The 13655-nt window shown below is 61.9% G+C and carries 13 protein-coding genes; 7 read left to right on the top strand and 6 right to left on the bottom strand.

The window, feature by feature from the left end; translation table 11 throughout:
- Nucleotides 1-189 precede the first annotated feature (189 nt).
- The gene (locus BG61_RS40015; RefSeq protein ID WP_306434261.1) at nucleotides 190-351 is read left to right on the top strand and encodes an alkyl sulfatase C-terminal domain-containing protein; all 162 of its coding nucleotides are present in this window, start codon (nucleotides 190-192) and stop codon (nucleotides 349-351) included.
- 474 nt (nucleotides 352-825) lie between these two features.
- Here BG61_RS40015 and BG61_RS11450 read toward each other — a convergent pair whose 3' ends face one another.
- Together BG61_RS11450 and BG61_RS11445 are read right to left on the bottom strand one after the other, a co-directional pair.
- Nucleotides 826-1560, bottom strand: coding sequence for a Crp/Fnr family transcriptional regulator (locus tag BG61_RS11450; RefSeq protein WP_035938503.1), 735 nt, complete (start codon nucleotides 1558-1560; stop codon nucleotides 826-828).
- 871 nt (nucleotides 1561-2431) lie between these two features.
- A complete protein-coding gene (locus tag BG61_RS11445) occupies nucleotides 2432-2680 on the bottom strand; it encodes a hypothetical protein (protein ID WP_129572293.1) in 249 nt (82 codons plus the stop codon).
- 438 nt (nucleotides 2681-3118) lie between these two features.
- Here BG61_RS11445 and BG61_RS11440 point away from each other — a divergent pair, with 438 nt between their 5' ends.
- From BG61_RS11440 to BG61_RS11415, 6 genes are all read left to right on the top strand, one after another.
- A complete protein-coding gene (locus BG61_RS11440; RefSeq protein WP_035938504.1) occupies nucleotides 3119-4015 on the top strand; it encodes a LysR family transcriptional regulator in 897 nt (298 codons plus the stop codon).
- Nucleotides 4016-4690: 675 nt separating this feature from the next.
- Complete coding sequence (locus tag BG61_RS11435; RefSeq protein WP_035938506.1) at nucleotides 4691-5710, top strand: TRAP transporter substrate-binding protein; 1020 nt, start codon at nucleotides 4691-4693, stop codon at nucleotides 5708-5710.
- Between the two features lie 85 nt (nucleotides 5711-5795).
- On the top strand, nucleotides 5796-7739 hold the full coding sequence (locus BG61_RS11430; RefSeq protein ID WP_081868041.1) for a TRAP transporter large permease subunit: 1944 nt from the start codon (nucleotides 5796-5798) through the stop codon (nucleotides 7737-7739).
- A 21-nt stretch (nucleotides 7740-7760) separates the two neighbouring features.
- Complete coding sequence (locus tag BG61_RS11425; protein WP_035938508.1) at nucleotides 7761-8834, top strand: LacI family DNA-binding transcriptional regulator; 1074 nt, start codon at nucleotides 7761-7763, stop codon at nucleotides 8832-8834.
- A complete protein-coding gene (locus BG61_RS11420; protein ID WP_035938509.1) occupies nucleotides 8831-9853 on the top strand; it encodes an NAD(P)-dependent oxidoreductase in 1023 nt (340 codons plus the stop codon). Before BG61_RS11425 ends, BG61_RS11420 begins: the two co-directional genes overlap by 4 nt.
- Entirely contained in the window at nucleotides 9850-10686 is an 837-nt protein-coding gene (locus tag BG61_RS11415) for an amidohydrolase family protein (RefSeq protein WP_035938511.1), read from the top strand. The genes BG61_RS11420 and BG61_RS11415 overlap by 4 nt, the downstream gene beginning before the upstream one ends.
- 122 nt (nucleotides 10687-10808) lie before the next feature.
- Here BG61_RS11415 and BG61_RS11410 read toward each other — a convergent pair whose 3' ends face one another.
- From BG61_RS11410 to BG61_RS11395, 4 genes are all read right to left on the bottom strand, one after another.
- Nucleotides 10809-11510: a hypothetical protein gene (locus BG61_RS11410; RefSeq protein WP_233469204.1), complete on the bottom strand. Its 702-nt coding sequence runs from the start codon at nucleotides 11508-11510 to the stop codon at nucleotides 10809-10811.
- A gap of 84 nt (nucleotides 11511-11594) precedes the next feature.
- Nucleotides 11595-12275, bottom strand: coding sequence for a GntR family transcriptional regulator (locus tag BG61_RS11405; RefSeq protein WP_035938514.1), 681 nt, complete (start codon nucleotides 12273-12275; stop codon nucleotides 11595-11597).
- 116 nt (nucleotides 12276-12391) lie between these two features.
- Entirely contained in the window at nucleotides 12392-13162 is a 771-nt protein-coding gene (locus BG61_RS11400) for a carboxymuconolactone decarboxylase family protein (RefSeq protein WP_035938688.1), read from the bottom strand.
- Between the two features lie 100 nt (nucleotides 13163-13262).
- Nucleotides 13263-13652 (bottom strand): cupin domain-containing protein, encoded by a 390-nt coding sequence (locus BG61_RS11395; RefSeq protein ID WP_035938516.1) that lies wholly within the window; start codon nucleotides 13650-13652, stop codon nucleotides 13263-13265.
- Nucleotides 13653-13655 lie beyond the last annotated feature (3 nt).

Below are 13655 nucleotides of genomic sequence, written 5' to 3'. Positions count from 1 at the left end.
CGAAGCAGCCGTTCGACCAGACACGACCCCGTCGGGAGCTTTCGAAGCACTGCGCTCGCGGTTCGCACGGCAATTGGACGGGGGATCAAGCCGTAACGCTGCGGACAGGGCTTTCGAGTCGAGCTCCATCGCAATGGCACGCCGCGCTTCGCGGACGGATGAGCATGGACGGCGGCATGAACGTACTCGATCGCGGGCACCGGCCTGAACGAAGTCATGATGGGCAATTCGATGATGGAAAAGCAGGTGATGGCCGGCAAGGCCAAGATCACGGGCAATACGCAGACGCTGGGCGAATTCGTGTCGTGGCTCGATAACTTCGAGTTCTGGTTCAACATCGTCACGCCGTAGCTGTCGCTATAACGCCAACGAGGGCCGCATCATGTGCGCGATCTGCGGCTTCAGGATGGAGTTCGGCGGCTGCCCCGCCGGAGCGGATTTTCGACGGCGCGCTCAACAACATGAAGATGCGTGCCGTCGCGATCGATACGCCCGGCGCGCTGCAAGGCCGGATGGAGGCGTCGCTGCCGCCCGCGGAACTTGCGGCGTTACCGGACTTCTATGCGCTGCTCGTCGAAAGCGGCACCTCGCGCTTCTTTCACGCAACTCCGGACGGCTTCGATCCTACATCGTCCCGGTGCACCGGACGTTCTTTCCGAGGATCAGGCCGAGCGGGACATCGTGCTGATCACAGCCGAAACGGCGCTTCGCAGCACACTCGATGGCGAGTTCGAGCTTGAGCGCGCCCTTCGCGAACAGCTTATTGCCGGACGCCGGCGCAACGAGCGCGCAGCTCCAGGCACGTCTGTCCGGCAGGCTCAGCCCTTAGATGACCTCTTCGGCCTGGCGCACGCGCGGCAGCATCCGCTCGAACTCGCGCTTGACGATGCCGTAGCACTCGCACGCACGGGCTTCGAGACCTTCACGGTCAAGCACCGTGATGCAACCGCGGCGGTGTTGGATCAGGCCGGCGTCGTGCAGTTTTCCTGCCGCTTCCGTCACGCCTTCGCGACGCACGCCGAGCATGTCGGCGATCATCTGCTGCGTCACCTGTAACTGGTCCGACGGCGTACGGTCAATCTCGATCAGCAGCCAGCGGCACAGTTGCTGGCTCAACGAGTGGTGACGGTTGCACGCGGCGGTTTGCGCAACTTGCGTCAGCAAGGCTTGCATGTACAGGAGCATCAGGCGGCGAAGGAAGTCCGAGCGGCCGAACTGCTCGCGCAATACGCTTGCGCTCATGCGATACGCAACGCCCGGGCATTGAACCTGAACGCGCGCCGGCATGGTATCGCCGCCGGTCAGGATGGGCACGCCGGTCATGCCTTCACGGCCGACTGCGGCGATCTCGACCGAGCCGCCGTTCTCCATCGTATGGAGAAGAGAGATGACGGCTGTCGTCGGAAAATACACGTGCTGAATGCGTTGCCCTGAATCGGAGAGCAACTGGCCTGTACGAAGCTGGACGATCTCCAGGTAAGGCGTGAGAGCTTGCCATTCGTGCGCCGGAAGCGCACCCAACAGATGATTGCCGTGCAGGTCGGACTGAAGGGTCAACATGTTTTTCTTCTCTCGTTTCTGCGCTGTGCGCCGTATTTTTTATTCCGGTCAACTCGCGTCCCGTGATGCATCTGAAGGCACCATCTGAAACGTGTTGCGACCAGCCCCGTAAGCAGGTCCGTCATTGTCGCTTGCGTAGTTTTGAGTTTTCGACGATGACGAGTGCTGCTCCACACATTTAGCGAGGACCGTGCCAGACGACCTCGATCCCAATGCCATCGTGGAGCGCCCTGCGATATGCAGCAGCGCACAGTGGAGACAGGGACATTTATGTTTCAGTCTTGGACACGCACGCTCTCAAAGGCGCGATCTGTCCGATCAATCCAGCAATCGCTTTCATCTGCTGAATGCCTTACTGGAGGCGCGTCGGAACCGTTGAACCGACGTTCGAAACCCGCGAATCCTGGCCGTCAAACCGTTATGGAATGAGCATTCGTGGGTTGTTTATGAAAATGATTCAAAATTGATTCATCGACTTGGCGGGCGCCCGGCCGCGGCTGGCTCGTTCATGGATCGATGCACGGCGGAGAAACGCGTCGACAAGGCTGAAGCTCATGCGTGCCGCGCCGGCCAAGCGAAGCGTTGGGCCCGAGAGAGAGTGAGTCGAAACTGTTGCGTTGCAGAAGCAAAACTCGCCCGTTGGACGTAGTCGAAGGCATGGCCGCATACGAACCCAATGCGACGCTCTCCACCTGGGCCAGGAGAAAACCGCCCCGTCCCGGTTGTGAATCCCTGCCCGTTAAAAAACCTGCCAAACGTTTGCGGCGAAGATGTCCGACTGACCGTGCCCGCCGGGCCACGAAAGAGACCGCACGTTGCGCCGCATGGGCCTCTCAGAAACCTTGTGTGTGATGCATTCACTGACGTTGCTTCAAATCCCCCTCCTACCGTCGATTAGCTGACGTGCCTCGTGAGCGCAGTGATTCAATGCGCGCTCGATCGTCATGAGACCCTCTTCCATCGCTTCGACGCGACGGTTCTCGGCGAAAAGACGTTGTCCGGTGGCAACTTCTTCGATCGACATCACGACATCGACGTGCAGTGACTCGCCGTCCCCTTCCTGTTTGACGGCGTTCATCGAGACCGCACAGCCTCTATGCATAAACGAACGTTTTTCCATCGTTGCGCTCCCGTGCGTGAGGGGATCCGGATCACATACAGAGCATTTGACATTGGCGCCGGCAATCGTTCCGTCCCGTGGCATGAAGACGCAAAACGCCGACTGGCGCCTGCAGTGCCGCCTTCTCCCTGCGATACCGCTCGGTGCTTGTCTGCGGTTCGTATTCCGCCAACACGGAGCCCATGCGCGGCACGTCCGCATGCCGCTCAGTGTTGAGGAGGCAATCGCCCCGACAGCGTCAGCGTGCATACCCGGTTCCACCATCGCGGGCGCGATAATCGTCGTCTTAGCCCTGTCTGCCGTGACTGTCGGAAGATGCCTGATCCGCGCACAGCCTTGCGCTTCGGGACGTGCTGTGAGACAGGAAATGCATCTACCATTGCATGGCATGCGGCGAATTGTCGATCGATATCCAGGGCACTCTTCGGGAGGTATAAGTTGGAACTACGTCAGCTCCGCTATTTTGTCGCCGTCGCTGAGGAAATGAATTTCACGCGGGCCGCGAGCCGCTTGCACATGACTCAGCCACCGCTTTCCCGCCAGATTCAACAGATTGAGGAAGCCGTGGGTCTCTCGTTGTTCGAACGCGGCGCGCGACCTCTCAAGCTGACCGATGCGGGCCGCATCTTCTATGAGCAGGCAAAGCGCCTGGTCGATGAAAGCGACGAGATCGTGCCTCTCACGCGCAAGCTGGCGGAACTCACGGAGCGGATCGTCATCGGCTTTGTGCCGTCGACGCTCTACGGCGCGATACCCGAGGTGATTCGCGCGTTTCGCGAGGCCGCGCCACAGATTGAGCTTTCGCTCATCGAGATGTTTACCGGCGAGCAAGTGGACGCGCTGAAAGGCGGTCGTATCGATGTCGGTTTTGGCCGGCTGCGCTTCGACGATACGCGGCTCCTCCGTGAAGTGCTGCTCGAGGAAAGCATGATCGTCGCCTTGCCCGACAGCCATCCGCTGGCGCTGGAACAAGCGCCGCTGACACTAGCCGCTCTTGCGAATGAGACGCTGATCATCTATCCGAGCCAACCCAGGCCTAGTTACGCCGATCAGCAGTTGGCGGTGCTGCGTGACCGGGCGCTCGAGCCAAGAGCGGTGCACGAAGTACGCGAGTTGCAGACGGCCCTCGGGCTCGTGGCTGCGCAGGCGGGGGTGAGTCTCGTGCCCGAGAGTGTCGAAGGCTTGCGGGCACGCGGGGTCGTCTACCGGCGGCTATCCGACAAGAACGTCTTCTCTCCGATAGTGATGAGCCGCCGTCTGCACGACGAGGGGCCGACCACCGAGCTGTTTTGCTCGCTCGCGCGAACGCTTTTTAGACAAAGGTCCGACGGGTAACGCATATCCTTGCACGTGCGACAAAAATATCGTGGTGTTTAATCAGTGAATTGGCCGGGTGAACTGCGGGCCACGGCGCTATTGAAACAGCGTGCATGTTTTTGCAGCGAGTGAAAGGATATGGCTTCCCCACACAGTGCGACCCTAACCTTTGCAGCAAGGGCGATGCTGAGGCGACCTTGTTGGATCGGGACGCGCCTCTGACAGTCCCGCTTCGGCTCCGATCAGGCCGCCAGAAGTCCCGTCACGTCGATGCCGGATTACCCAAGGTGCGGCGGTCATTCGTCGTGTCCGTCAGCGGTGTCATCCGCTTGGCGCGCCTATGCGCCTTGGTTTCGGCTCGAGCGCATACAACCGCATATCGGACAACGTCACCTGTTTCGACAGATCAGACTTTGCGAGAAGCCAGCCTTGCACTCACGCGTTCCATGTCGGGCTGAACAGACGTGGTCGTCTTCATTCATGCCGACACCATGCGCTCCTCATGTCGCGTTCCGATCACGCTCAATTCGCACATGGCTCAATCGTCGGTCCCACACACCGGATGCGAAGGCATCGGGTAATCCCTATCCGTGGGTGTAAACCCTCCCGTATTGATCCGTCAGGCCGCTCTCCCTATCATCGGTAAAACGATTTAGTAAATCGTTCTACAAAACCATGATGGAGACAAGCAATATGCACGCGTCACGTCGTCGTTTCATCCGGTTCGCCACGGCCGCAACCGCTGCCGCGGGCATCCCCGCGCTAGGCCGCGCGGCGGCTCCCGTCACGTTGCGCTTTTCGTCAACCATGACGGCGGATGCAAACTCCGCGCACTTTATCTGGTACCAGCGCTTTAGCGAGAACCTCAGGAAATCCGTCGGCGATCAGCTTCGCGTCGATTTCTTCCCGAACGGCCAGCTGGGCAAGGAAGCCGATGTCGTGCAACAGGTACGCCTCGGGTCGATCGACATGATGATCACCGGCAGTTCCATCTGGGCCACGGCGCTGCCGGAACTTGCCCTGCTCGATCTCGGTTTTCTCTTCGACAACTACGCGCACGTGGGACGCGCGGTCGACAGCGGCGTCGCCGGAATATACGACAACCTCCTGCAAACGCGCACCGGCTGCTCGGTGATCGGCTGGGGTTCGCATTTCAACGCGCGTAGCGTCTACACGAAGCCGGCGATCACGGACCTGGCGCAACTGAAGAACGTCAAGCTGCGCGTCCTGCCAACGCAGGCCTTCATCGAGACCTTCAAGCTGATGGGTGCCATTCCGACGCCGATCGCCTTCAACGAGGTGTACACCGCGGTGCAGACAGGTGTCGTGGAAGGCTTCGAACACGACGCGGCCAGCGTGCTGTCGAACAAGCTCAATGAAGTGGTGCGCAACAGCTGGCAGACGAATCACTTGTTCAGTCCATGCATCACCGTGATCGGCAAGCGCGGGCTCGCGAAGATTCCGGATGCGCTCAAGGGACCATTCAGGGCAGCCGCCAGCGAAGCAACCTTCTACCAGCGGCAGGCCGCCGCAACCAAGGGCGCCGACGCTCTCGCGTCGCTCAAGAAGCAGGGTATGACCTTCTTCCCGATGGCCGACGCAGAACGCGACAACGTCCGCAAGCAGATGCGCGAGAAGCTCTGGGTCCCGTTCACGCAGACCTATCCGGTGACCGCGCCCGTGCTCGCCGCGATCGACAAGGCCCGCGCCTGACGCGTACGGCCCTTCCGTCCATGCCCCGGCGCCGGTCACCGAACGGGCGGGCAATGCGTGAGCAAACAGCCACGAGAGCAAATACATGAATGAATCACTCAGCAAGGTGCCAGGGATCGATCTGAGCATCGAAGACGCCCCTGAGACAATCGCCGGACCGGTCGCGCGGCCCCGCGCGTGGGAATTCGGTACAAAGACCAGGGCCGGGCGGCACCTGGCGACGCTTTGCACCTTTGTCGAACGTCTTTGCGCAGTGGTGCTTGCACTGGACGTGCTCGTCGTGTTCACCTCCGTCATCCTTCGCTACTTCGTCCACCATCCAGTCGACTGGGCCGAAGAAGTGGCGCGTGGCCTGATGGTGCTGCTCGTGTTCCTTGGAGGCGCGACGGTGCTCGCGCGCGGGCACCATGTGCGAATCGATTTTTTTTGCGCATTGCTGCCACGAACGTGGCGTGCCCCGGCGCTTCAGATCGGTGGCTGGGTCGTCGCCGGAACAGCGGCCGGACTTGCGTATTCCGCCTGGCTGCTGCTGGAGGACGCGGCCAACGTGACCACCCCGATGGGCCTGCCGCAATGGCTCAACGTCCTGCCGGTGCTGGCGGGTGCAATTCTGATGACCGCCGTGGGCGTGGCTAACGCGATCACCGGCGCCACTCGGAGCACATGGCTCACATTCGCGGGATGCGTCATGGCCGCTTCCGCCGTATGGGGCTGGAACACTTTTCTCGATCAGTTTTCAATTGCGCCCTGGGGGCTGCTGCCGACGGGTTTCATCGGCGGGCTGGTGCTGGGCGTACCGATCGCTTTCGTGCTCGCACTGGCGGCACTCCTTTACTTCATCAGCGATCCGAGTCTGCCGATGATCATCTACTCGCAGCAGGTCATGGCGGGTATGGACCACTTCGTGTTGCTGGCGATTCCGTTCTTTGTGCTCGCGGGACTCGTCATGGAAGTGAACGGCATGTCGACGCGGCTCATCGAGTTGCTCGTGCGCATCTTCGGCCGCGTACGCGGCTCGATGAACCTGATCGCCATTCTCGCGACTGCGTTCTTTTCCGGCGTTTCCGGATCGAAGCTTGCGGATATCGCGGCGGTCGGAGGCATCGTCGTGCCGGCCGTGCGACGCACGCGTCAGGACCCGAACGAGACTGCGGCGGTACTCGCCGCGTCCGGCGTGATGGCGGAGACCATTCCGCCGTGCATCAACATGATCATCATTGGCTTCGTCGCGAATATTTCCATCGGCGGGCTGTTCCTCGCGGGCATCGTGCCGGCGGTCGTGATGGCGCTCGCGCTTGCGATCATGGTCGTGATCTTCGGCAAGAAAGTCGATCCGCGCACGGCATTTGCCACCCGCAAGCCGCTGCTGCGACTGCTCGGAGGCGCGCTGGTCGCGCTCGTCATGGTGATCATGATTGGCAAGGGCGTGACCTCCGGGATTGCGACGTCCACCGAAGTTTCCGCGTTCGCGGTGGTGTATGCGCTGGTTGTCGGCGGGCTGGCGTTTCGGGAACTCACGCCGCGGGCGATCGCCGGTCTGCTCGTGCGGGCAGCCTCGATGGCGGCAGGCATTCTTTTCATCATCGCGGCGGCGTCAAGCGTGGCGTTCGCTCTTACCATCCTGCAGATTCCCGCCATGATGTCCGCGGGCATGCTGGCGCTCGCTCACGACTATGGCCGCGTGGCGTTTCTGGCCGTGTCGGTGCTGATCATGATCGTATTCGGTGCAGTGCTGGAAGGCGCGCCCGCCCTGATCATATTCGGTCCGCTGCTCGTGCCGATCGCCGTGCAGGTTGGCGTCAACCCCCTCCACTTCGGCACGATCGCCGTCACGGCCATGGGCCTCGGCCTCTTCTCGCCGCCCTTCGGACTCGGACTCTTCGCCACCTGTGCGATGACGGGCACACGGGTGGAAGACGTCTCGCGCCGCATGATCAAGTATCTGGTGCTGCTTGCGATCATGCTGGTGTTGCTGATCCTCGTACCCGAGGTCTCGCTTTGGCTGCCGCGACACTTCAACATGGCCTGACACTGACAATTCATCCGACCCATGGCTACGATTCACGATGTTGCCGCGCTCGCTGGCGTATCGACGAGTTCGGTTTCCAACGTTCTCAATGGACGCACGGAAAAGCTCAGCGCCGAAACCTTTTCCCGCGTGGAAGAGGCGATCCGCTCGCTCGCGTTCCGTCCGAACCGCGTGGCGCGGCAACTGAAAACAGGACACACGCCGATACTCGGGCTGCTCGTGCCATCGACGGCGAACCCGATGTACGGCCAGCTTGCACTGAATATCGAAGCAGCTGCGCAGACACGCTTCGACTACCGGCTTCTGCTTGGCAACACACACCGGGACAAGCAGCAGGAAGCGCGAATGTTCGACGACCTGCTTTCGTTTGGCGTGCGGGCAGTCATCGTGGTGTCGTCGCTCGATGACGAGCGCCATCTGGAAGAAGCGGTCGCACGCGGGCTCGCGGTCGTGAGCTACGACCGGGGCGCGGGGAGCGATGCGCACTCGCGCGTGGACCATGTGTCACCCGACAACTACCAGGCGGGCTATCTCGCCGCCGACCACCTTATCGCGCATGGTCACAGACGCTTGGCGTTCCTCGTGCCGGGCGGCAAGACGGTCAGCCGGGGCGAGAAGATTGCGGGCTTTCGCGACCGTATTTCGCGCGACGGCGGGCGCTACAGCGGACATGTGGTGCAAGGCCAGGTGTCGCAGGCATTCGGTGACTCCGAACTGGCCGACCTTGGCTTTGCGATGGCCAGCCAGGTTGCCGAAATGCGGCCGATGCCGACCGGCGTTGTGACCGTCAACGACATGCTTGCGATCGGCCTGATGTCGGGTCTGAACGGCCTGGGGCTGCGCGTGCCGGAGGACGTTTCGATCGTCGGCATGGACGGATTGCCGATCGCCGCGTTCGTCAACCCGGGGCTCACGTCGGTTGCGATGCCTCTCGCAGACATGGCGAGCGCAATGGTCGAGCGCGCGATCGAACGCTCTACCCAGCCCGATTTACCACCCGCCGATTTCCTCTTTCAACCTGCTTTGATCGCGCGCCAGTCGGTCGCCGCGCCGGCCCGTGCGAAAAAGCCAAGAAGCCAAAGAACAGCCCCATGACAAAGATCTACCTGACACACACGCCCGAGGCGCTTAAAAACTACTATGGCGAACGCGCGCTCGCGCAATTGCGCGCGCTCGGCGAGGTGACGCTCAACAACCATGATCGGGTGCTCACGCTCGACGAGTTCGTGAACGAGGTCCGGGATCACGAGATCGTGGTGGCGAGCCGGGACGCGGCCGCGCCAGCAGGATTGTTCGAACGTTCGCCCGGACTCGTCGCGTTTTGCCGCGTGGCCGTGGATATCCGGAATATCGACGTCGATGCCGCGAACCGTCATGGTGTGCTCGTCACGCGCGCTACGCCGGGGTTCGACACGTCGGTGGCCGAATGGATCGTCGGCGTGATGATCGACCTGAGCCGCGGTGTCAGTTCGGCTGCCGCGGCCTATTGGCAGCAGCGCACACCCTCAATCGCGATGGGGCGCGAGTTACGCGCGTCGACGCTCGGCATTATCGGGTACGGATTCATCGGACGGCGACTCGCCGTGCTGGCTCGTGCATTGGGTATGGGGATCGTTGTGTGCGATCCCTTCGCCTCGATTGCCGAACCGGACGTTCACCGGAGATCATTCGAAGAAGTCCTCGAATGCGCCGACTACGTGATCTGCCTCGCTCCGGCCATCCCGGAAACAGCCGACCTCTTCGGGCGAGCCGCGTTCGCTCGCATGAGGCGAGAGGCCTATTTTATCAACGCGTCACGCGGCGAACTTGTCGACGAAAGCGCGCTGCTCGATGCCCTCGACAACGACGTCATCGCGGGCGCGGCGCTCGATGTCGGCCGCGCGGCCGATCAGATGCCAAGCCCGATGCTCGCCGCCCATCCGAAAGTTGTAGCGTCCCCCCATGTGGGTGGTCTGACACCGCCCGCCATCGAACATCAGGCGATGGACACTGTGCGTCAGGTCAAGGCACTCCTTGACGGCACCATGCCCGAGAACGCGGTAAATCCCGGATACGCCACGAGACTCGCACGTTTGCCGGGCTTTTCCGGCGCATTCGAAGGAGCACGCACGTGATCGACACGCCAGAAGCCACCGTGAACCATGCGTGCGATTGCCACGTGCATATTTACGAACTCGAGCGATATCCACTCGCAAGCACATCGACGTTCGGGCCGCCGCAGGCATCGTGGCAGGACTACACGGCCGTGCAGCGCCGCCTTGGCCTGACCCGGGCGATACTCGTGCAGCCAACCGGCTACGGCTACGACAACCGCTGCATGCTCGACGCACTGGCCCTTTCGGACGGCGCGGCACGTGGAATTGCCATTGTGCGTTCCGACGCGCCCATGGCCCAATTGCAGGAGATGCACGATGCCGGCGTGCGCGGCGTTCGTTTCATGATGATCCCCGGCAGTGGCGGACTGCTCGGCTGGGACGACCTCGAATTGCTTGCCCGGCGCATCGCAGAATTCGGCTGGGTTATCAACCTGCAACTCGACGGCCGCGACCTTGCTCAGTTCGAAGCGCGCCTGCGGGCGCTGCCCTGCCTGCTGACCATCGATCATATCGGCAAGTTTCTGGAGCCTGTCGGGACGGACCATCCCGGCTTTCAAAGTCTGCTCCGCCTCCTTGATGCGGGACGCACATGGGTGAAGGTTTCCGCGCCCTACGAAACGTCGCGGATCGGACCACCGAACTATGACGATGTCAGCATGCTTGCCCGTGCACTCGTAGCGGCGAACCCCGAGCGTTGCCTGTGGGCGAGCAACTGGCCGCATCCGAATCGCAAGCCCGTGCCCGACGACCGGGACATGCTCGAGCTTCTCTCGCTCTGGGCGTCCGATCAATCCGCGCGTCGGATGGTCCTCTCGGACAATGCTGCGAAACTGTATGGGTTCGATACGTGAAGACTCCAGCATCTCGCAAAGCGGCCTCGCCTGGGATTTTCAGTCTCGACGATCGCTGCCTGCGCGAATGGCACGCCGGATACCATTGACCGGAAGAGGATCGCCGGTTCGACTTGCCTGATTCAGCCGGCGTCGCCGGCGCTGATTACTGTCTGCATGCTCCTCAGGAGATTCGCCAGATAGCGCAGCAAGCCGACCGTATCGCCCAGTTCCATGAAGCCGGGCTTGACTCCATCGCCGAGCAGCAGCGTGCCGTTGAGCTTCTCATCGACGATCAGGCCACCATACGCGGCATGCGGCAGGTATTCATCGGTGCTGATCCGGAACGTATTGTCGTTCAAAGCGGCGTCGCGCAGACGCATCAGAAACTGCACCTCAGGCGTTCTCGAACTCGACATCTGATGAACTTCAAAGAAGTCGGCCACCGCGATAATCGCGTTGGTATTCGGGACGCGCAACGCGAAGGCCATGCGCTGCGAGGCGTCGCCGAATTCCGGCCACGAAAGCGAGAGGGCTGGCGGAGCGCTCTTCGTCGGCGTGCCGTCTTCGCTGTGCGCGTGACGTTCCGGATGAGCACGCTTCACAGTGAACAGGCGTTGTGCCGCGCTCGGGTCTGGCGTCTTTTCGCCTTTCTCGATCCAGTCGGCCAGCAAACTCGCGTGGGTATAGAGGGTCAATAGTTGCGCATCGATAAAAGCGATTCCAAGTTCGCATGCATCTCGTGATTTGCTTTTGGGCATGTCGTCTCCTGCGTTTCCGTGAGGGTTACGTTCAATCGATTCCGGAGCGCACCCGCCGCGGCCCGGTCCAACCACGTTTGTCACGCAACACTCGTACCCGCTCGCAATTTGCCCGTTGGGTGGCTGCTGAGCCGCCCCACCGCGATGTTCTGGGGAAACGCGCGGCTTTTACTCGTCCGCTTCTTTTGTATTGTCCAGCATCCGCAGCGCCGCCTTTTCAGCGTTGGCGACATGCAGCCGCGCAGCCGCTTCCGCAGCCTGTGCATCGCGCGCCTTGAGGGCCTTGTACAGCTTGTCGATTTCGCGCAGGCTCGACGGCAGCCGGTCGGGATGCATCAGTGAGGTCGCCCGCAGCAGGTTGACCCGCGAATACAGGCTCGTCAGGATGTCCTTGACCAGCGTGTTGCCGCAATTGTCGAGCAGGATGTCATAGAGATCGGTCTTGGCCTTGAGCACGCCGCTTTGATCGCCGGCAAGCGCCTGGGCCCGCAATGCCTTGGCCGCTTCGCCGAAGCGGGCGATAGCGCCATCGTCGGCGATGCGCGCGAATTCGCCCGCCGCGAAGCCTTCCAGCAGGCCACGAATCGCGTAGAGTTCGGAGGCCTCCTGCTTCGAGATGACCGCGACCATCGGCCCCTTGTGCGGCACGCTGCATACGAGACGCTCCGCCTCGAGTCTGCGAAGCGCTTCACGCACCGACGTGCGGCTCACACCCAGCGTCTCGCACAGCTCGCGTTCGATCAGCCGCGCGCCCGGCGCGAAGCGCCCAGACATGATCGCCTGGCGAAGCACGTGCTCGACCTGGTGGCGCAAGGTCTCCGGCCGGACCAAACCCATATTCTCTGCCATTATTGTATTCCCGTCTGACAATCCTGCCCCCTATGATACTAGATGTCACGACTCGAACAGAGGCCTGGTGCGTCGTCCGTGCGGCTTTACAGGCGACCCGTGTATGGTGTCTTCCCTTAACCTGAGCGCGCCGCCGGCGCTTCCGCGAGCGCCTTCTCCAGCATCGGCGCCGCGACGGCGGCACCGTGAATGCCGATCATGCTGACAATCTCCAGCACTTCCATGATTTCTTCCGCCGTCGCGCCATAGCGGATCGCATTGCGCATATGCAGCTTCAAACCGGGCACGTACAGATGTGTGGCCGCGGCGTCGAAGGCGCAATACATCAGTTCCTTGATTTTCGGCTCGAGCACGCCCGTCTTCCACGGTACCGATGAAAACGCCACGTATGCATCGAACAGTTCCGGATCGAGTTCCAGCAGCCCTTCCCACGAGGCATGCCAGTAGCCGCGATTCTCGATGAAGCTCTTCTTCAGCGCCTCGCGTCTTTCGTCGAGCGGCTGGGGGCCCTTGCGCAGTCCTTCTTCCTCGAGCACTTCGAGCAGCACCGGCACGCCGACATTCGATGCGTGAATGCCGACCGTGCTCGCCAGTTCCAGCACCTCCATCAACTCTTCACGCGTCGCCCCGAAAAGGATCGCCGCGCGCAGATGCTGCGCGATCCCGGGCGCATACAGATGCGTCGCAGCGGCGCACGCGGTGATCGAAACGAACGCCTTGACCTTCGGCGACAGATGATTCTTCTTCCACGGCACCGCCGAGAACTGCAGATATGCTTCGAGAAAATCCGCGTCGAGGCGCAGGATGCTCTCCCATTGCGCGTCCCACGTGTGGTGAACGTGAACGAAGGCATCCTTGATTGCCTGCTCCTTTTCCGTAAGACTCATCGTCTTTTGCTCCTGCTGCGCGACGTCGCGCGCGACGACAGGGCAGCAGCGCACCGGTAGGTCCGCAACCGCCATTGACAGACCGAACGCGAGCCGGCGCTCAGCGCGACGCACGTCGATACACCTCCTCGGCAACCTCTTCGGACCACATCGTCTTGCCGAGCGATGTCGCGGTATGGACCATGTACGTATCCGATCCCGCGCCATGCCAGTGCCGCTCGTTCGCACCGATCCACACCACGTCCCCCTGGCGGATCATTTGCGGCTCGCCGCCGTCCACGCAGATCCAGCCGCATCCCGACGTCACCTGAAGGATCTGCCCCTGCTCATGCGCGTGCCAGTAGGTGCGCGCGCCCGGCGAGAAGAACACGTTCGCGACGGTCACCTTGTCGGTCGTCGGCATGATCGGATCGGCCCACACCACACCGCTGAACGTATCCGAGCGTTGCTCGGAAACCGTGCCGTTCGCCCTGCCGTGAAATACTTTCATTGC

It is taken from the genome of Caballeronia glathei (assembly GCF_000698595.1).
In the GTDB taxonomy this organism is placed as follows: Bacteria; Pseudomonadota; Gammaproteobacteria; order Burkholderiales; family Burkholderiaceae; genus Caballeronia; species Caballeronia glathei.
The sequence above is the reverse complement of the archived record's forward strand: the minus strand, read 5'-3'. Positions and strand labels throughout refer to the sequence as shown.

Excerpts from the sequence above, each read along its gene's own strand:
- BG61_RS11420 (WP_035938509.1), top strand. The coding sequence starts at position 8,831 with ATGACAAAGATCTACCTGACACACACGCCCGAGGCGCTTAAAAACTAC.
- BG61_RS11450 (WP_035938503.1), bottom strand. The coding sequence starts at position 1,560 with ATGTTGACCCTTCAGTCCGACCTGCACGGCAATCATCTGTTGGGTGCG.
- BG61_RS11405 (WP_035938514.1), bottom strand. The coding sequence starts at position 12,275 with ATGGCAGAGAATATGGGTTTGGTCCGGCCGGAGACCTTGCGCCACCAG.
- BG61_RS11445 (WP_129572293.1), bottom strand. The coding sequence starts at position 2,680 with ATGGAAAAACGTTCGTTTATGCATAGAGGCTGTGCGGTCTCGATGAAC.
- BG61_RS11425 (WP_035938508.1), top strand. The coding sequence starts at position 7,761 with ATGGCTACGATTCACGATGTTGCCGCGCTCGCTGGCGTATCGACGAGT.
- BG61_RS11395 (WP_035938516.1), bottom strand. The coding sequence starts at position 13,652 with ATGAAAGTATTTCACGGCAGGGCGAACGGCACGGTTTCCGAGCAACGC.
- BG61_RS11430 (WP_081868041.1), top strand. The coding sequence starts at position 5,796 with ATGAATGAATCACTCAGCAAGGTGCCAGGGATCGATCTGAGCATCGAA.
- BG61_RS11435 (WP_035938506.1), top strand. The coding sequence starts at position 4,691 with ATGCACGCGTCACGTCGTCGTTTCATCCGGTTCGCCACGGCCGCAACC.
- BG61_RS11400 (WP_035938688.1), bottom strand. The coding sequence starts at position 13,162 with ATGAGTCTTACGGAAAAGGAGCAGGCAATCAAGGATGCCTTCGTTCAC.